The sequence below is a fragment of the Paenibacillus sp. FSL W8-0194 genome, assembly GCF_037969745.1.
Lineage (GTDB): Bacteria > Bacillota > Bacilli > Paenibacillales > Paenibacillaceae > Paenibacillus_AQ > Paenibacillus_AQ cookii.
In genome coordinates this window covers 4,455,764-4,473,074 of record NZ_CP150205.1, presented here as the reverse complement: position 1 = coordinate 4,473,074, position 17,311 = coordinate 4,455,764, and the positions used below count along the sequence as shown (strand labels likewise).

16 protein-coding genes are annotated in these 17,311 nt (G+C 53.9%); 14 read left to right on the top strand and 2 right to left on the bottom strand.

Annotation, left to right across the window (positions count from 1 at the left end):
- The first annotated feature begins 12 nt into the window (after positions 1–12).
- Positions 13–1,410 (top strand): Fe-S cluster assembly protein SufB, encoded by a 1,398-nt coding sequence (gene sufB, locus MKY58_RS20350; RefSeq protein WP_339321848.1) that lies wholly within the window; start codon positions 13–15, stop codon positions 1,408–1,410.
- Positions 1,411–1,590: 180 nt separating this feature from the next.
- On the opposite strand, the gene MKY58_RS20345 is transcribed toward sufB, so the two are convergent.
- Positions 1,591–2,640 (bottom strand): HD-GYP domain-containing protein, encoded by a 1,050-nt coding sequence (locus MKY58_RS20345; protein ID WP_212950441.1) that lies wholly within the window; start codon positions 2,638–2,640, stop codon positions 1,591–1,593.
- 92 nt (positions 2,641–2,732) lie between these two features.
- Positions 2,733–3,455 (bottom strand): molybdenum cofactor biosynthesis protein MoaE, encoded by a 723-nt coding sequence (locus MKY58_RS20340; protein ID WP_339321847.1) that lies wholly within the window; start codon positions 3,453–3,455, stop codon positions 2,733–2,735.
- Positions 3,456–3,591: 136 nt separating this feature from the next.
- Here MKY58_RS20340 and MKY58_RS20335 point away from each other — a divergent pair, with 136 nt between their 5' ends.
- From MKY58_RS20335 to MKY58_RS20275, 13 genes are all read left to right on the top strand, one after another.
- On the top strand, positions 3,592–5,028 hold the full coding sequence (locus tag MKY58_RS20335) for a bifunctional UDP-sugar hydrolase/5'-nucleotidase (protein WP_339321846.1): 1,437 nt from the start codon (positions 3,592–3,594) through the stop codon (positions 5,026–5,028).
- A gap of 21 nt (positions 5,029–5,049) precedes the next feature.
- Positions 5,050–5,877, top strand: coding sequence for an undecaprenyl-diphosphate phosphatase (locus MKY58_RS20330; protein WP_339321845.1), 828 nt, complete (start codon positions 5,050–5,052; stop codon positions 5,875–5,877).
- 133 nt (positions 5,878–6,010) lie between these two features.
- Positions 6,011–7,120, top strand: coding sequence for an HD-GYP domain-containing protein (locus tag MKY58_RS20325; protein ID WP_339321844.1), 1,110 nt, complete (start codon positions 6,011–6,013; stop codon positions 7,118–7,120).
- A 12-nt stretch (positions 7,121–7,132) separates the two neighbouring features.
- Positions 7,133–9,370: an MMPL family transporter gene (locus MKY58_RS20320; protein ID WP_339321843.1), complete on the top strand. Its 2,238-nt coding sequence runs from the start codon at positions 7,133–7,135 to the stop codon at positions 9,368–9,370.
- 109 nt (positions 9,371–9,479) lie between these two features.
- On the top strand, positions 9,480–10,592 hold the full coding sequence (gene yfkAB / locus MKY58_RS20315; RefSeq protein WP_036711871.1) for a radical SAM/CxCxxxxC motif protein YfkAB: 1,113 nt from the start codon (positions 9,480–9,482) through the stop codon (positions 10,590–10,592).
- A 17-nt stretch (positions 10,593–10,609) separates the two neighbouring features.
- Positions 10,610–11,965, top strand: a complete 1,356-nt coding sequence (locus MKY58_RS20310; RefSeq protein ID WP_339321842.1) for a hemolysin family protein — start codon at positions 10,610–10,612, stop codon at positions 11,963–11,965.
- 11 nt (positions 11,966–11,976) lie between these two features.
- Complete coding sequence (ytvI, locus tag MKY58_RS20305) at positions 11,977–13,008, top strand: sporulation integral membrane protein YtvI (RefSeq protein WP_339321841.1); 1,032 nt, start codon at positions 11,977–11,979, stop codon at positions 13,006–13,008.
- A 189-nt stretch (positions 13,009–13,197) separates the two neighbouring features.
- Entirely contained in the window at positions 13,198–13,422 is a 225-nt protein-coding gene (locus MKY58_RS20300; protein WP_339325211.1) for a spore coat associated protein CotJA, read from the top strand.
- Positions 13,422–13,889: a spore coat protein CotJB gene (locus MKY58_RS20295; protein ID WP_339321840.1), complete on the top strand. Its 468-nt coding sequence runs from the start codon at positions 13,422–13,424 to the stop codon at positions 13,887–13,889. Before MKY58_RS20300 ends, MKY58_RS20295 begins: the two co-directional genes overlap by 1 nt.
- Positions 13,890–13,977: 88 nt before the next feature.
- On the top strand, positions 13,978–14,547 hold the full coding sequence (locus MKY58_RS20290; RefSeq protein ID WP_036711877.1) for a manganese catalase family protein: 570 nt from the start codon (positions 13,978–13,980) through the stop codon (positions 14,545–14,547).
- A 176-nt stretch (positions 14,548–14,723) separates the two neighbouring features.
- Positions 14,724–14,921: a YqaE/Pmp3 family membrane protein gene (locus MKY58_RS20285; RefSeq protein WP_036711879.1), complete on the top strand. Its 198-nt coding sequence runs from the start codon at positions 14,724–14,726 to the stop codon at positions 14,919–14,921.
- 341 nt (positions 14,922–15,262) lie between these two features.
- Positions 15,263–15,988, top strand: coding sequence for an RNA polymerase sigma-I factor (gene sigI / locus MKY58_RS20280; RefSeq protein ID WP_212950434.1), 726 nt, complete (start codon positions 15,263–15,265; stop codon positions 15,986–15,988).
- 2 nt (positions 15,989–15,990) lie between these two features.
- Complete coding sequence (locus MKY58_RS20275; RefSeq protein ID WP_339321839.1) at positions 15,991–17,250, top strand: hypothetical protein; 1,260 nt, start codon at positions 15,991–15,993, stop codon at positions 17,248–17,250.
- The last annotated feature ends 61 nt before the right edge of the window (positions 17,251–17,311 follow it).

Genomic DNA, 17,311 nt, shown 5'->3' with positions numbered 1-17,311 from the left:
AGGTTCATACCCATGGCTAAAAAGGCCCCTGAAATAGAAGAATACAAATACGGGTTCCGCGACGAGCACAAAGCGGTTTTCCAAACCGGTAAAGGGTTGACCCGCGAAATCGTCACCGAGATCTCCAAAATTAAAAACGAACCGGAATGGATGCTTGAGTTCCGTCTGAAGTCGCTTGAACAGTTCGAAAAAATGCCGATGCCGAAATGGGGCGGCAACCTTGACGAGCTGGACTTCAATGATATCCAGTATTATGTGAGACCTTCCGAGAAACAAGGAAAAACGTGGGAAGAGGTTCCCGCGGAAATCAAAGAAACGTTCGACAAGCTGGGCATTCCGGAAGCGGAGCAAAAATTCCTCGCCGGCGTATCCGCTCAATACGAGTCCGAGGTCGTATACCATAACATGCAAAAGGATCTGGAAGATCAGGGCGTCATCTTCATGGACACCGATACGGCGCTGAAAGAGCATCCTGAAATTTTCAGAGAGCATTTTGCCACCGTCGTTCCTCCATCCGACAACAAATTTGCGGCTTTGAACAGCGCGGTATGGTCCGGCGGCAGCTTCATCTACGTTCCAAAAGGCGTCAAATGCGAAATTCCGCTGCAGGCCTACTTCCGGATCAACTCCGAAAACATGGGACAATTCGAACGGACGCTGATCATCGCGGACGAAGGCAGCTTCGTGCACTACGTCGAAGGCTGTACCGCTCCGATCTACAGCACCAACTCGCTGCACAGCGCGGTCGTGGAAATCATCTGTAAAAAAGATGCGCGCGTTCGCTACACCACGATCCAAAACTGGGCGCCAAACATCTACAACCTCGTTACGAAGCGTGCCGTTGCCGAAGAAAACGCAACGATGGAATGGGTTGACGGCAACATCGGCTCCAAGCTGACGATGAAATACCCTGCGGTTCTCCTGAAAGGACGCGGCGCGAAAGGCATGGTATTGTCGATCGCGGTGGCAGGCAAAGGTCAACACCAGGACGCCGGCGCTAAAATGATTCACCTGGCTCCGGACACGACTTCGACGATCGTATCGAAATCGATCAGCAAACACGGCGGCAAGGTCACTTACCGCGGCTTGGCTTCCTTCGGACGCAACGCGGACGGCGCCAAAGCCAACATCAAATGCGACACGCTGATTCTGGACAACGAATCCACGTCGGATACGATTCCGTACAACGAAATCAAAAACGACAACATCGTGCTTGAACACGAAGCGACGGTTTCGAAGGTATCCGAAGATCAGCTCTTCTACCTGATGAGCCGCGGTTTGACCGAAGCCGAAGCGACGCAAATGATCGTCATGGGCTTCATCGAACCGTTTACGAAAGAACTGCCGATGGAATATGCGGTCGAAATGAACCGTTTGATCAAATTCGAGATGGAAGGTTCGATCGGCTAATTCATGAACCGGTCGGCCAATACGTATCTGCTTCGCCAAGCTTGGTTTGGCGAAAGCAGATACGTATTTTTTTGCAAGCGAATAGCCTCATGTCCATAAGCGTCCACGTGGCGCCGGCCAATATAAAACGCCCGTCCCGGAAGTCTGCCGGGGCGGGCGTTTGTTTGGACTAAGCCATGATTATAGAAAGATCTTAACGATGCCGATTTCCCGCTGCAGGGACAAATCCACGAAGCGGTTATCGGTTTTCACCAGCGGCCGGAAAAAATCGGCAGGATTGGTCATCACGATCGTGCCTTGTTCTCCGGTTGAGAGCAGGACGTTTTTGCCGATGAAGTTGGGAAGCATATGACGAATAAAGACTTGAGTGGCGTTGGCGCTCAATTTGCCGAAGCTCATGGTGTGCAGCTCGCGCATGACGGTAAGCAGCTCCTGCTTGGACTGGTACACGCGGTTCATGCTCATCGCGCTGAATACGTCCGCCACCGCCGTAATTCGCGAAAACGGATGGATTTCGTTTTTTTCGATGGCGTGGGGGTAACCGCTGCCATCGTCCCGTTCGTGATGCTGAAGGGCAACAAGCGCCGGAATGGAGTCCGGAGAAGAATTACGGATGATGTCATGCCCGTAAACCGTATGTTTTTTCATGATCTCGAATTCTTCCGGCGTCAGTTTGCCCGGCTTGTTCAGCAGGCTTCCGGGAATTTGGCATTTGCCGATGTCGTGAAGATAACCCGCACGTCCCGCTTCATAGGCCTCTTCTTTGGAAAATCCGAGCCAGGATGCAATATAATAAGATAAAATGCCGACCTGCATCGAATGGTGATATGTATAATCGTCGTTTTGATCAATGCACAGCATAAGGGAGACGATGTCCGTATGTTCCTTCAATTGATCGACGAGGGGCTCCATGATATCGTCTACCATCGTTTCGTTGAATCTTCCGGTAGTTAACGCTTCCAAATACATCGACTCGAATCCGTCCACGGCTTGCTCGATGAAGGGCTTTGTCTTTTGCAAGAGCTCCATCTGTTGGGAGTGAATCAGGGTGACCGCGGGCTGATGCGCTGCGGGCTCGATATCGACGTAGTCCACGGCATGCTTCATCAGCTTGCGGATGTCTTCGTCCGTCAACAGCGTTCCTTTTTGCATTACGTGAAGTCCCGATGCGCTAAACGCATCCGCTGCCAGGCGGTCGCCCGGTTTTAAGTCTGTGACATGCACTTTCAAGCAATACGTCACTCCATTTCTTCAAAATTCGACATCTGTTACCTGCTATCATATCAAGAAAAAAATGGATTGACAATGCCAATATACTAGATCTAAAGCCTTGCTGTCGGGTCCCACGGACCCTTCTGATGTCCCTTCCATTCCGAACCATCGTCCCAGATTTCCTTTTTCCAGATCGGGACCGATTGCTTCAACTTTTCGATGGCATACCGGCTCGCTTCGTAGCAATCCTCCCGGTGGCTTGTCGAAATCGCGATGATTACGCTCGTTTCTTTAATGTCGACTTTGCCGATCCGGTGGGAAATGGCGCATAAGGTTCCGGGCCACCGGGTATCAATATCTTTGCCGATGGCTTCGAGCTGGGCCAGCGCCATGGGGACGTAAGCTTCGTATTCCAGATGAACCGTCCGCTGCTCTCCCGTCATTTCGCGCGTCGTTCCGACGAAAGAGAGGGTGGCGCCATGGTTCGGATGAAGCACTTTGGTCGTCACTTCCTCGACCGACAGCGGCTGGTCCGTGATGCAAAAGCGCCCATCCTTGGATGCGGCGCGAACGGGAGATTGGCCGTCGCCTCCGGATACCGGCGGAATGAGGGCAATTTCGGAACCTTCCGTAATAAGGAAGTCCCCTGGAGCATATTCCTGATTTACGGCCACAAAAGAAACGGAGATCTGCGAGGCAGCCTCCGGAAAGGACTTGGACAACTCTATTTTCAGCTGATCCGCGGTAATTTCCGGCTGTTCGACGGCGTAATCCAGCACCCGGGTCTGCAATCGTTCCGCCAGGCCTGCGAATAATTGAATGCGAAGTTGCATGATTTTCACCTCAACCATTGATGTTCATGTCTATCCAATATACCATATCCATATTGAAAATGTTATGCTTATCCATTAGAGACCCGCTGATGTCGGCGACTTTTGCACCTGCGCGAGAAAGGAAGGACTTTAGCTTATGAAGCGCAACGAACCTAAAACGATAACGATTCTGCACACGAACGATATCCACAGTCATTTCGAGAAGGTCAGCTCCATCGCGGCCCATATTGCCCGGGAGCGCGAAGAGGCCCAAGGAAGCCCTTTGCTGCTGGTGGACATCGGGGACCATATGGACCGCTCGGCGATGGAAACCGAAGGAACGATGGGCGGGGTGAACGTCGATTTGCTCAATTTGACCGGGTACGACGCCATTACGATCGGAAACAACGAAGGTTTGACGCTGACGCCGGAAGACTTGGCACGGGTATATTCGGGACTGCAGGCCGAAGTGGTCTGCTGCAATTTGCTGGAAGAAACGACAGGCGAGCCGCCGTCATGGATGAAAAAGCACGTCGTCCTCGAAAAAGGGGGCGTTAAAATCGGCCTTACGGGAGCGACGGCGCCGTTTTCGGCCTTTTACGAACTGCTTGGCTTCAAAGCGCTTGAGCCGGAAGCGGCGATCAGGCGGGAAGTCGAGCTGCTCCGGCCCCAATCGGACATCGTCGTTGTGTTGTCCCATCTTGGGCTGGCAACGGATCAGCGGCTGGCGGAGCGGATTCAAGGGATCGACGCGATCCTTGGCGGGCACACGCACCATCTGCTGGAGAAACCGCTGGTGATTGGCAACACCGCCATATGCGCGGCAGGGAAGTTCGGGGACTATATCGGCAAAATCCGCTTGGAGCAGCAGCCTGACGGTGCTTTCCGAATGGCGGAAGGATGCGTCATTCCCGTCGATACCGATAAATTAGACGAAACCGTCAGCAGCGCGCTGAACCGGCATCGGCTGCGGGCCGAGGAATACCTGCAGGAAACCGTCGCCGTTACCGATCGGGAGCTGCCGCTTGACTATACGTCGGAGTCCCCGTTCGGGAATTTGCTGGCGCAGGCCGTGCGCAGATTTGCCGGTACCGGCATTTCCATTGTCAACACGGGCCAGCTGCTCGGTCCGCTGCCGGAGGGAGAAATATCCGCCGGAATGCTTCATACGCTGTGTCCGTCCCCGGTCAATGCGTGCATCGTCAAGCTGAAAGGGAAGGACATTCGGAACGCGCTGGAAGAAAGCCTGCTGCCCGATTTTTGGGGCAGGGAGATCAAGGGCTTCGGCTTCCGGGGGGAGATTTTGGGAAATGTGGCGGTAGATGGTCTGGAAGTCTTGTATGATCCGGTCCGAATCCCTTATGATAGGATTGTCGAAATTACGCATATGGGGGAGAAACTGCTGGACGAGCAGGAATACGAGGTCGGAACGCTTGACATGTTCACGTTCGGCATCGGCTACGAATCGCTTGCGTTAGGGCGCGACCCGCAATTTTTGCTGCCCGAATTTCTTCGGGATCTGCTGCGCTTCGAGCTGGTCCGTCCGGGAAGCCTTGCGGAAAGCGAAAGACGCAGATGGGCACAGAGCCATTAAAATTTCCTTGGGGAGGAAACCATGGATACAATAACAGCAATCGTATTGGGAATTGTGGAGGGCATTACGGAATTCATTCCCGTTTCTTCGACCGGTCATATGATTCTCGCTTCGAAGCTGCTCGGCTACAACGATCAGGATCCTACGATGAAAACGTTCGAGGTCGTGATCCAGCTGGGGGCGATTCTGGCCATCGCGCTCGTATACTGGCGCCGGATCCTCGACCTGCTGGGGATTAAGAAAATCGATTCCGGCGGACATCGCATGGCTCCAGGGAAAAAGCTGAACCTGCTGCATGTCATCATCGGCATCGCTCCCGCGCTGATCGTCGCGTTTTTTGCGAGGGATTTCATCAAAAGCCTCTTCAGCGCAAGCACGGTCATTTGGGCGCTCGTGGCGGGCGGCGTGTTCATGATTTTTGCGGAATGGTTCAATAAGTCCAAGGCGAAAATCACGGCGGAAACGATCGATGATCTCAGTTACAAGCAGGTGTTTTTGATCGGCATTTATCAAATTTTATCCGTGCTTTGGCCGGGCTTTTCGCGTTCGGGTTCGACGATCGCCGGCGGCATGCTGTCCGGTGCCAGTTATAAAGCGTCCGCCGATTTTTCGTTTCTGATCGCGATCCCAATCATGGTTGCGGCGTCGGGGTACGAAATGCTGGACTCCTATCAAAATTTGACCAAAGATACGCTTGGCTTGTTTGCGATCGGCTTCATTCTTGCTTTTGTCGTTGCCTATGTCGTGGTGCTTGCATTCATGAAATTGATCCAGAAAATCCGGCTGACCCATTTTGCGGTGTACCGGTTTGTTTTGGCGGTTGTTTTTTGGCTATTCATTATGCGCTGATTCGTAAGTTTGCCCCGGCCAAAAGATGGGCTTTCCTGAAAAACGGGATCAGTGTTCATGGTTTGAGACTTTTTACGGATAACGGCATGACGGAACCGCGGAATCCGTGATTTAGGGCAGGAGAGGATATGCTTTGCGTTTGGTACCCGTTCGTAAGCTTCAGGAAGGTATGAGGATCGGCAAAAAGATATATAACGACGAAGGCGTCGTCCTTTTGGCGGACGGCGTGGAACTGACGGTTCCGCTGATCCGCCGGCTCGTGGAATTGGATATCGGTTATGTTTACATAGAAGACGAACAGACAGAGGGAATCGTAATACCGGAATTGCTTCATGAGGATACGCGCCGCGAGGCGCTGCAAAATATCCGGAAAAACTTTCAACGTTTGTCCGGAACTTCGAAAATCGCCAAAGGTTATTTTCATCTCGGCAAAGATTTCACCAGGGTGATGGAAGCGATTTTGAAGGATGTCAGCCGGCAGGAGGATTCCATGATTTTGCTCATGGACATGAATACCGCGGACCATTATTTGTATAAGCATTCATTAAACGTCTGCGTCTATTCGCTCGTGCTGGGGATCGCAAGCGGCTATCCGGAGGACCGGCTGATGCAGCTCGGCCTCGGGGCGCTGCTCCACGACATCGGCAAAACGCAAATTCCGCAGCGGGTGCTGTCCAAGCCCCAAAAGTTGACGGATGACGAATTCCGGGTGATGAAGGCCCATGCCGAGATCGGATACAAAATTTTAAAAGACGAGCCTAACATCCCGCTTTTGGCGGCCCATTGCGCCTTTCAGCATCATGAACGGCTGAACGGAAGCGGCTACCCGCGCGGAGTCCAGGGGAAAGAAATCCATGAGTACGCCCAGTGGGTGGCGCTTGCCGATTCCTACGACGCCATGACTTCGCATCGTGTGTACAGACCCGCTATGCTGCCTCATCAGGCCGTAGAGGTTCTGTACGCAGGATCGGGGACGTTATACGATCAAAAAAAGCTGGAGCTGTTCCGGGACAAGGTGGCGATTTACCCGCCGGGACTAACGGTCAAATTAAACACGGGCGAAACAGGCGTCGTCTCCCGCATCCATTCAAGCACCCCGCATCGCCCGGTGATCCGCATACTCTCGGATGCGGAGGGGCATAACCTGAAGGCGCCTTATGAAATAGACCTTGCGCGAAAGCTTTCCGTCATCATCACGGAGGTGGACGACGCCGACGTACAGCCGATTTCTTTTCAGCATTAAGGAGGAAGATCCATGAAGGAGCGACAGTATAAAACGCCAAAACGGCAGTGGGGGAGCATCATCTACCGCTGCCGTTGGGCGGTCGCGATCGCGTGGGTCTTTTTTATCGTTGTTCTCGGCGCATTCGCCGTCAGGACCCCGTCGCTGCTGCAGGACAGCGGATTTACGCCGACGGGCAGCCAATCCGAACGCGGAATCGCTTTTCTTGAAGAGAACCTGGATATGTCCGCCGCTTCGCTCGACATCGTGCTGCAAAGCACGGAGGGCAAAAATTTGACCGCCTCGGAGGCGCAGGACCGAATTTGGGAGGAACTCGCTCCGCTTAGGGACAAACCGTTCGTCCAGGATATGTACGCCAGCATGGTGACGCGGAAAGCCGGGGAAGACGGCATCATCTCTTACACGGTATTGCTGAACGAAACGGCAAGCGAAGCGCTCAAGCATTTTGACGAGATCAAAGCGGCGGTGCCGGAGATCGCCGGAACCGAAACGTATATCACCGGCAATCTGGCGGTTTATCACGATATGAGCGCGGCCGTAAGGCACGATATCGTCCGGGCGGAGTCGTTCGGGATTCCGGCGGCGCTTGTTATTTTGCTGCTCCTGTTCCGGACCCTTCCCGCCGCGCTGCTGCCGGTCGTGATCGGCGTCGGGAGCGTTGCGGCGACGATGGGCGGCTTGTATTTCGTGGCGGCAAACGGCGCCGCGTTGAGCAATTTTCTGCCGAATATGGTGACGATGCTGGGCCTTGCTGTGGGGATCGACTACGCTTTGTTCATGGTGAGCCGCTTTCGCGAGGAGCTTGCGGAAAAGGACGTCCCCAACGCGCTTGCGGCTGCATGCCGCACGTCAGGAAGATCGGTGCTTTATTCGGGTGCGGCCGTCATGGCCGGGCTCCTTGCGCTGTGTCTGGTCGATCTCCCCATTTTCCGTTCGCTGGCGCTCGGCGGGATGCTGGTCGTGCTGGTGTCGGTGCTTGCCGCAAGCACCTTGCTGCCTGCGCTGCTCGGCATATTGGGACGGCGGATTTTTTCGCTGCCGATCAAGCTTGGCCGAGGGCATGCCGATGGTGCCGGTTACGGCAGCAAGGCGTGGGTGCGGCTTTCGGAATGGATCATGTCGCGCCCGGGCGTCATCGCGGCCGTCGTTACCGCAGCGCTGCTCATCGCCATGCTGCCTTCCTTGCAAATGAAGCTGGGCATCCCGTCGGCCGAGGTGCTGCCGCCGTCCTATGAATCCAGATATGGAGCCGAACTGATGAAAAAGGCTTACGACATGAAAGAAGCCAACAGCATCATGATTGCAGCGGAGCTGGACCGGCATTACGAAGATTCACGATCCGTCCGTCTGGTGAAATCATATATGACCATGCTTGAAGAACTTCCGGGCGTTCACCGCGTCGAAAGCTACGCGGGTTATATCAAGGGGGAGGCAAGCGGCGTCAGCCCGGAACTGAAATCCGAGATCGAAAAACGCCATGCCGCCAAAGGACGTGCGGCCGTCATCGTCGTCGTGCCGGAGGAGGGGGAAAGCTCCCCGAATACCGTCAGGCTGGTGCGGGAAATCCGGCAGCATCCGCCGGAAGGCATGCATATTTACGTGACGGGTTCCCCGGCCTACAAGCTTGATATCATGGATCGGATCCAAAGCGGGATACCTTACGTGCTTGCCGTCGTCCTGCTGCTCACTTATATCATTTTGTTTGCGGCCTTCCGCTCGGTCCTGCTCCCGCTTAAGGCGGTGGCGATGAATTTGCTCAGCCTCGGCGCCAGCTTCGGCCTGGTCACCCTCGTGTTCCAGCTCGGGTACGGCGCAGAATGGCTGAACGTCACGTATACGGGAAGCGTGTTCGCCGTTTTGCCGATTCTTATTTTTTGCGTGGTTTTCGGCATTTCCATGGATTACGAGGTCATGATGCTGTCACGGATCGTCGAAGCCTACAAAATGGAGCGGAATAACGAGCGCAGCACCGCCATAGGATTGCAAAGAACCGGGGGGATGATCACCGGAGCGGCGCTCATTCTGGCCGTCGTGGCCGGCGCGTTCATGTTTACCGATAACGAGCTGATGAAAGCGCTCGGGCTTGGCCTGACGGCTTCCGTGCTGATCGACGTCACGGTCGTGCGCATCCTGCTCGTGCCGTCTTTGATGAAGCTTCTCGGCAAAGCCAACTGGTGGCTTCCGGGGTGGCTATCGTTTCTGGCCAAAAAGGGCGAGGGGGAAGCGCCCGGCGAAAATGCGCGGCCGTAACGCGGGGCGAGGCGGGAGAGTTTTTTGTCGCTTCATGGTATGATATAAGGGACTAGGCTTTAGGATTTGCAAAATCCTCGGTTAAATAAAGAAATAAGGTGAGGAAAAAATGAATACGATACAACTGTCGCCAAGCTATGATCCGTGGGATCCGATCGGCTCCCTGCGGGCATACGGACGTCACGTGCTGACGAGCGTGGAAATGACAGTCACGCATTTGTGCAACATGCGCTGCGAGCATTGCGCCGTAGGGGATATGCTCGTCATGAAGGAGGCCGAATTTCTGCCGCTTGATCTGATGCTGAAAAGGCTCGATGAAGTCGAGCATCTGCAAACGATCAGCTTGACCGGCGGCGAGCCGTCCTTCCGCGAAAAAACGGTGAACGAAGTGATCGTTCCCCTGCTCCGCTACGCCAAAGAACGCGGCATCCGGACGCAGATCAACTCGAATTTGACGCTCGATATCAGCCGGTACGAAAAAATGCTTCCGTACTTGGATGTCATGCATATTTCGTTCAACTATTTGAACGGCGACGATTTTCACGAGGTCGGCTTCGCGAACAGCAGCCATCCCGTTCCGAAGGAAACGGCCTACCGCATGTACGACAAAATGATCGAAAACGCCGTCAAATTAAGCGAAGCGGGGATGTTTATCTCGGCCGAATCGATGATTAATTATCGCACGCATACAAAACTGGCTGGAATTCACAAACTAATCGAGGAAATGGGCTGCAAACGCCATGAGGTCCATCCGATGTATGCGTCCAACTTCGCGAGCTCGCTGCCGGTGTTATCGCTCGAGGAAACGCGGAAGGCCATCCATTCCTTGCTTGATGCCCGCAATCCGGACATCTGGATGCTGTTCGGGACGCTTCCGTTTTTTGCTTGCAGCGACGATCCCGAGGAGCTTGCGTTGATCCGCCGCTTGGCATCCGAACCGAACGTGACGGTCCGCAACGACCCGGACGGACGCAACCGCGTCAACGTCAACCTGTTTTCGGGCGACGTCTATGTCACCGACTTTTCGGACGTCCCGCCTTTCGGCAACATCATGGACAGCCGGCTCGACGATGTTTTTGCCAAATGGCAAAACGATCACCCGCTGAACAAAACCGTAAACTGCCACTGCGACGCGGCAGGCTGCTGCGGACCGAATCTGCTGGTGAAGGATATGTATTACAAGGAAACCGATTTTAGCATAAGGCAAGCTAACATCATCTAAGAAATGAGGCGTTGGATTTGGACGGGGAGTTTGAAATAGGCAAGCTATTATTCAACCTTTTCCTGGTTTTGCTGCTTGTATTCTTTAACGGGGTGTTCGTCGCCGCGGAGTTTTCGCTGGTCAAAATGCGCCAGTCCCGGCTTACGCAGCTGGTGAGCGAAGGCAACCGCATGGCGAATTATGCTTTGAAAGTAAACAATAAGCTGGATGCCTATTTGTCGGCTACGCAGTTCGGCATTACGCTGGCATCGCTGGGACTCGGCTGGATCGGCGAACCCGCCGTCTCGCATCTCTTGGTGCAGCCGCTCATGTACAAGATCGGAATCACGGACAAAACGGTCATTTCTTCCGTGTCGGTGATCCTAGGATTCTGCGTCATAACCTTTTTACATATCGTACTAGGGGAGCTTGCTCCAAAGTCCCTGGCGATTCAAAAAACGGAAGGGGCGGCGCTGCTGCTGTCCGGTCCGCTGATGTTGTTTTATAAAATCTTTTTTCCGTTTATCTGGCTGCTGAACGCTTCGGCAAACATCATTTTGCGTATGTTCGGGGTACAGCCGGCGACGGAATCGGAAGCTGCGCATTCCGAAGAGGAAATCCGCATATTAATGAATCAGAGCGCCAAAAGCGGTGTGATCGACAAAGACGAGATGAAGCTGATGGACAACATCTTTGAATTTTCCGATCTGCTGGCGCGCGAGATCATGCTGCCCCGTACGGACATGGACTGCCTGTACACGAACAATACGCTGGAAGAAAACCTGCGAATCATCAGCGAAACCAAACATTCGCGTTATCCCGTTGCCGTGGAGGACAAGGACCAGATCATCGGCTTTGTCCATATCACCGATTTCCTGCTGGCGGATGAAGAGCACCAGAAGGAGCTGGCGAAGCTGGTGCGGCCGATTCTGAACGTGCCGGAATCGATGGAAATCAGCCATGTCCTCCGGTTGATGCAGAAAAAACACGCTCAGCTGACGCTGGTCGTGGACGAGTATGGCGGCACGGCGGGCATGCTTACGGCGGAAGAGATTTTGGAAGAAATCGTGGGCGAACTTTACGACGAGTTCGAGGACGAGCGTCCAGACGTGGAAATTCAGGAGGATTTCATTTCGGTGGACGGGCGTATGCTGATCGAAGACGTGAATGATCTGACGGGCGTCATTATCGAAGATGACGAAGTCGATTCCATCGGCGGCTGGCTGTTCAAGGAGCTGGAAGGAAATCCGGTGAAAGGCAGAAAGGTTCAGCTGGCCAACTACGTTTTCGAAGTCGAAGAATCGACGAGGCTCCGGATCACAAGGGTCAACATCCACCGCGTTGCCGCCGCCGAACCAAACAAAGAAGAAACGGAGGCGGAAAACGGGGATTAAGGGGGGAGCTTGTGTCAGGGAAACAGCTGCTTCTCATCGGAATCGGACTGGCCCTGCTGTACGTCATGTTTACGGCAGGGGCCCCGTTTCTGCTGGCTGCACTGGTCGCCATTTCGCTTGAGCCTGTTCACGTCATGATGATGGGCAAACTGAAATGGAACCGGGTGGCGGCCGCTTCCCTCACATGTACTCTGTTTTTGCTTCTAGTTCTGCTCCTGGTGTACATGCTGGGGCTGCAGGTATTGGGTCAACTGGTAGAGTATTGGGAAAATGCGCCATCGTATTTTGCGGCAGCGAACGACTTTGCGCAGCATACGATGATCCAGGCCCGGGGGTGGCTCGACAATATCCGGCCCGACTTGGCCGAGAGCTTGAGGGCGCTGCTTTCCAATCTCACGCAGTATGCGGAATCCTTTGCGAATACGCTGTCGTCTGCCTTTCTCAATTTCGCCAGGGGGATTCCCGGCACGTTCGTGTTTTTTGTCGTCTTTTTTGTCGCGGTGTATTTATTCAGCTTTGGTCTGCCGGCGATCCGCTCCGGCATTCTTTCCTTGTTTGAGGATGAGATGCAGGGGCAGATTCAGCAGGTGCTTCACAGCCTGAAAAAGTCGATTTTCGGTTTTTTGCAGGCTCAGATGATTCTGAGCGCTTTTACGTACGTGGTGACGTTGACGGGACTGCTTATCCTCGACATCCGTTATCCGCTTGCGATTGCGCTGCTTGTCATGCTGGTCGACATTTTGCCGATTCTCGGCGTTGGTTCCGTGTTGATTCCGTGGGCCGCCTATTTGTTTATCGTCGGCGATAACTATACGGGCTTCGGGCTGTTGCTGCTGTTTATCGTCATTACGGTGGCCAGGCGGGTCATCGAGCCGAAGATCATCGGCGACTCCGTCGGCATCGGCGCTTTATCGGCGCTGGTCAGCATGTACGTCGGCTTTAAACTGGTCGGCGTCATCGGCGTGTTTATCGGACCGCTGGTGGTCATCATCTATTCGGCCGTGCGCAAAGCGGGTTTGTTTCAGATCAAAATCAAATTTTAAAGCGGGCCTTCCAAGGACTCCCCGGACAAGTTTCGGCTTGTTTCGAGGGAGTTTTTTGGTTGTTTTCGATAAATTTTGTTCAGTTTTCGCGAAACCCTCATATGTATGTTACGAAGAGCCCAACGAGGAGTCCTAGACTCGTCCGGCTTAAATACGAACCAGAAGGAGGCTCCGTTCGTGAACGATCCAATGAACAACCAGATCCGAGTCTACAAGCCCTTTATCGGACCGTTTGATCCTTGCCCGCCTTTGCCCTACAGGACATACGTCGTACCGCCGAACCAATATATCGTCTTTCAACCGAGGGACTGGCCGCAATACAGTCTGGAGGAAGCCCTGACGCGGGGAACGCTTTGGCCCAATCTGTTCAGTCCGTACAATCCCAAGCGGAATTCGCAGGAAGGAGGAGCTTGATGTCTGAACAAGGAATCCCGCGGAATTCGGGTCCGGCGAACGGGCCCGGCCATGTCGGCTCGGCTCATGCGCACCACGAAAACGCCGGTCCCGCCCATCACGCCCATGAAAACGTCGGTCCCGCCCACCACGTGCATGAAAATGCCGGTCCCGCCCCTCATCACATGCATGAAAACGTCGGTCCGGCCGGGATGAAGCCGGAAACCAAAGGGACGGTGGATCGCCAGTATTACGAGCTTTTGGAACAGCTTCAGGTGATCGATTTCGCCCTGGTCGAGCTGAATCTGTATCTGGATACCCATCCGGACGATTTGAAACGCATCGAGCAGTACAACCGGCTGGCGCAGGAACGCATCCCGCTGGTGAGAAAGTTTCAGGAGCTGTACGGCCCGCTGATGCATTTCGGCCACGCCTATTCCAGATTCCCTTTCGAATGGCCGGAAGCGCCGTGGCCTTGGCAGGTGTAAAGGGAGGACTTAAGCTTTGGCAACCTGAAAAAACACCGGAGAAAAAGCCAGAAATCTGCGGAAGATGTAAAGGAGGCGATCCACACCCATGTGGGTATACGAGAAGAAGCTGCAGTATCCGGTTCGGGTGAGCAAATGCGATCCGATGATGGCCAAATTCCTGCTGGAGCAGTACGGAGGCGCGGACGGCGAATTGGCGGCCGCCCTGCGTTATTTGAATCAGCGGTATACGATTCCCGATAAGGTCATCGGCTTGTTGAACGATATCGGCACGGAAGAATTCGCACATCTGGAAATGATTGCCACCATGGTATACAAACTGACGAAGGATGCTACCGTCGAACAGCTGAAAGCAGCCGGCCTGGGCGACCACTATGCCAATCACGATAAGGCCCTGTTCTACCAAAACGCGGCAGGGGTGCCGTGGACGGCGACCTATATTCAGGCCAAGGGCGATCCGATTGCGGACCTGTACGAGGACATCGCGGCCGAGGAAAAGGCCCGGGCTACATACCAGTGGCTGATCGACATGACCGATGACGTCGATTTGCAGGACAGCCTGAAGTTTTTGCGCGAACGGGAAATCGTGCATTCGCTGCGCTTCCGCGAGGCGGTGGAGATCATTAAGGACGACCGCGGCAAAAAGAAATACTTTTAATTTCCGAATGTTGCCCCGTAAGAAGGATGCCTGCAGCAGCGTCCTCCTATGGGGCATTCGTTTTTTTGCGTGATCGATACATAAGGGGGGCCGGCAGCGCCTATATAACGAAGAGATGGAACCATCGCGATGGGGGGATCGTATTATAAGTACTTTCAACGAAACGAGGTCACGCCATGCGATATTTATTATGTTTTCTCCCGCCGCTGGCAGTTCTAAGCTGCGGTAAGCTCGGACAATTTATTCTGAGCATCATACTCACCTGCATCGGATATGTCCCGGGCGTCATTCATGCCATTTTGGTGGTGAACGCATACAAAGCGGATCAGCGGACGGAAAAAATCGTCCGGGCCATAGAAAATCAACATCGGTAGGGAAAAAAACGACACGATGCCATGCACAATAAAATAGGGGGATACACGGCCTTGGTCCAATGGAATACGGAACCGGGGCCGATTTTTTATTTTTCTTACCGGGCCGGACTGTCTTGTCGGATGAGAGGTTCAATGCTGCCGTCTGCTACAGAAGGATCGTTTTGAGGCCGGGTTTGAATTTGCCGCACGTATGCGTTGTTTTTTGCCATAATCGCCCATCCATCAATTCCCAATCGCAATTTTTTTAGGAGAAGGAGTGCAAAATGAGACCAACCCTATTAAAATACAATATACTCAATCTAGCAGCTAGACTGGGACTTACGTTTAGGAAGTGATGGTTTGTGCTGGACGGCAGATCGATCGAATCTGTGATCAAAAGCGCCCAAGAAGGAAACCGGTCGGAACGCGATTGGATCATCGAACAATATCGTCCCTTCATTTTGCGGACCGTCTCCCAAGTATGCAAAAGCCCGATCGGGTGGGAGCGCGACGAAGCAAGCATCGGGATGATCGCGTTAAACGAGGCCATCGACCGATACGACAGCGGCATGAAAAAATCCTTCGACAATTTTGCTTATATGATGATCCATAACCGCCTTGTGGACGAGTTCCGGAGACAAGGGAGAATTTTAAAATCGGAAAGCGTCATTCTGAACGAGCCGGGGGACCTGTTCGACCAGACCCCGAGCGAAATCGCCAGTTCTCTCGAACGTTACGACAGGGAGCAATCGGCCAGCGAGCTGGCGATGGAGCTGCTTGCATACGACGAGGCCCTGCAGGAATACGGCGTGTCGCTGGAGGAGCTGGAGGATTGCTCCCCGAAGCATAGAGATACGCGGAAGCAGATGATCCAAATCGCCAAGCGGTTCAGCGAACAGCCGGAATGGCTCGATGTGCTGAAGCAAACCAAAAGGCTGCCGATCAAAAACATGCTGAAAATGTTTAAAGTGGGTCACAAAACGCTGGAGCGGAATCGTAAATATATCATAGCGCTTGTTTTGATCTACGCATGTCCGGAATTCGAACGGATACGCAGCACCGTTTCTTTTGCAAACATGGAGGAGTGATGATGATGCATGGAGTCGTAATGAAAATAACCGAGAAGTGTATCGTCGTTCTCTGCGAGGATGGAACCTTCCGAAACCTGCCGCATTTGCCCGATATGCCTCAGCTGGGGGATCGGATTCCGGTGGAAGCGGCCAGATCCGTACCCGCACGAAAGCGTCATGCCGGCCGCTGGCTGAGGCAAGCCTGGTGGCTCGCGGCTTCCATCGTGCTGTTGATCGGCGCCGTTTTTTTATGGAAGCCCTCTACGGGCAACGCATCCATGATGGTCGCGATCGACATCAATCCGAGCATGGAATTGTATGTCCGGCAGGATGGAAGAATCGACCGGGTCAAGCCGCTGAACGATGATGCCAAAAAGCTATTATCCGAACGTGAGCTCAAAGGGCAAAATTTTTACGATGCGGTTCATGCCATCGTCGATGAGGCGGCGAAACAGGGGTTTTTGAACGCCGGCGAGGGAAAAAAGTGGATCCTGCTGTCGACGGTGGAACTCCGCTCCGCTCCGTTTGTGCCGGACAAGCAAAAGGTCGAGACGTCGGAAAACGGATATGACCTCGAATGGTTCGAGGCGGACCGGGAGCTGATGAAGAAAGCCCAAAAAGCGAAGTTGTCGCTCAATAAGTATATCGTTTACGAAAAAGCGGGGGAAAAGGGCATCCGGCTGAACATCGATGACCTGCGTTCCCGTTCCGTCGCCGCGGCCCTTGCCGGGGCAGGGGTGGACCCGCAGCGCTTTTTTGACGGAGCGGGAAGCCATGCCGAAACCGTGCCGCCATCCGATCCCGCGAAAGCGGCGCCTGAGGGAAGCAAGGGGGCGCAAGCCGAGACGGGAAAGGGAAAGGAAGTCAAACAGCCGCAGCAGACCCAAAAGCATTCCCTGCAAAGCAAAGAGCATCCTGCCGACAGCTCGGAGCAAAAAGACGGCGCGGCTCGAAAGGCGGATACGGGACATTCTGCCAAAAGCAAGCCGGAGGATCCGGTTAAAAGCAGCGGCGGTTCGAACCCTAAAGAAACTCCGCAATCCGGCGAAAGCAAAACGATGCGGCATGATGAGAAAAAAGCGGATGGCAATTCGGCCAAGAAAAACGTCCAAGGGAAAAGCGGCGAACAGGCGAAAGGCGGCGCTCAAGCCAAAAACGGCAAACCCAAGGAGGAGCTGCCGGCCGACCGCGGCGTACGGCCCGACAGCGGCAAATCGGCGAACGCTCCGGAGGACGCGGCAGAAGAACACAGCGGGAAAAACGGTCCGAAAAATAAATGATTCATTTTTTTTGAAAGACCCCCTCAAAACGATGGGACGCGGCGTAATGAAATATGTGCTT

What these genes read in the sequence shown, in the direction of transcription:
- MKY58_RS20285 (WP_036711879.1), top strand. Translation starts at nt 14,724, where the DNA reads ATGCGATATTTATTATGTTTTCTCCCGCCGCTGGCAGTTCTAAGCTGC.
- MKY58_RS20340 (WP_339321847.1), bottom strand. Translation starts at nt 3,455, where the DNA reads ATGCAACTTCGCATTCAATTATTCGCAGGCCTGGCGGAACGATTGCAG.
- MKY58_RS20320 (WP_339321843.1), top strand. Translation starts at nt 7,133, where the DNA reads ATGAAGGAGCGACAGTATAAAACGCCAAAACGGCAGTGGGGGAGCATC.
- MKY58_RS20275 (WP_339321839.1), top strand. Translation starts at nt 15,991, where the DNA reads ATGATGCATGGAGTCGTAATGAAAATAACCGAGAAGTGTATCGTCGTT.
- MKY58_RS20290 (WP_036711877.1), top strand. Translation starts at nt 13,978, where the DNA reads ATGTGGGTATACGAGAAGAAGCTGCAGTATCCGGTTCGGGTGAGCAAA.
- sufB (WP_339321848.1), top strand. Translation starts at nt 13, where the DNA reads ATGGCTAAAAAGGCCCCTGAAATAGAAGAATACAAATACGGGTTCCGC.
- MKY58_RS20330 (WP_339321845.1), top strand. Translation starts at nt 5,050, where the DNA reads ATGGATACAATAACAGCAATCGTATTGGGAATTGTGGAGGGCATTACG.
- MKY58_RS20300 (WP_339325211.1), top strand. Translation starts at nt 13,198, where the DNA reads ATGAACAACCAGATCCGAGTCTACAAGCCCTTTATCGGACCGTTTGAT.
- MKY58_RS20335 (WP_339321846.1), top strand. Translation starts at nt 3,592, where the DNA reads ATGAAGCGCAACGAACCTAAAACGATAACGATTCTGCACACGAACGAT.
- yfkAB (WP_036711871.1), top strand. Translation starts at nt 9,480, where the DNA reads ATGAATACGATACAACTGTCGCCAAGCTATGATCCGTGGGATCCGATC.
- MKY58_RS20295 (WP_339321840.1), top strand. Translation starts at nt 13,422, where the DNA reads ATGTCTGAACAAGGAATCCCGCGGAATTCGGGTCCGGCGAACGGGCCC.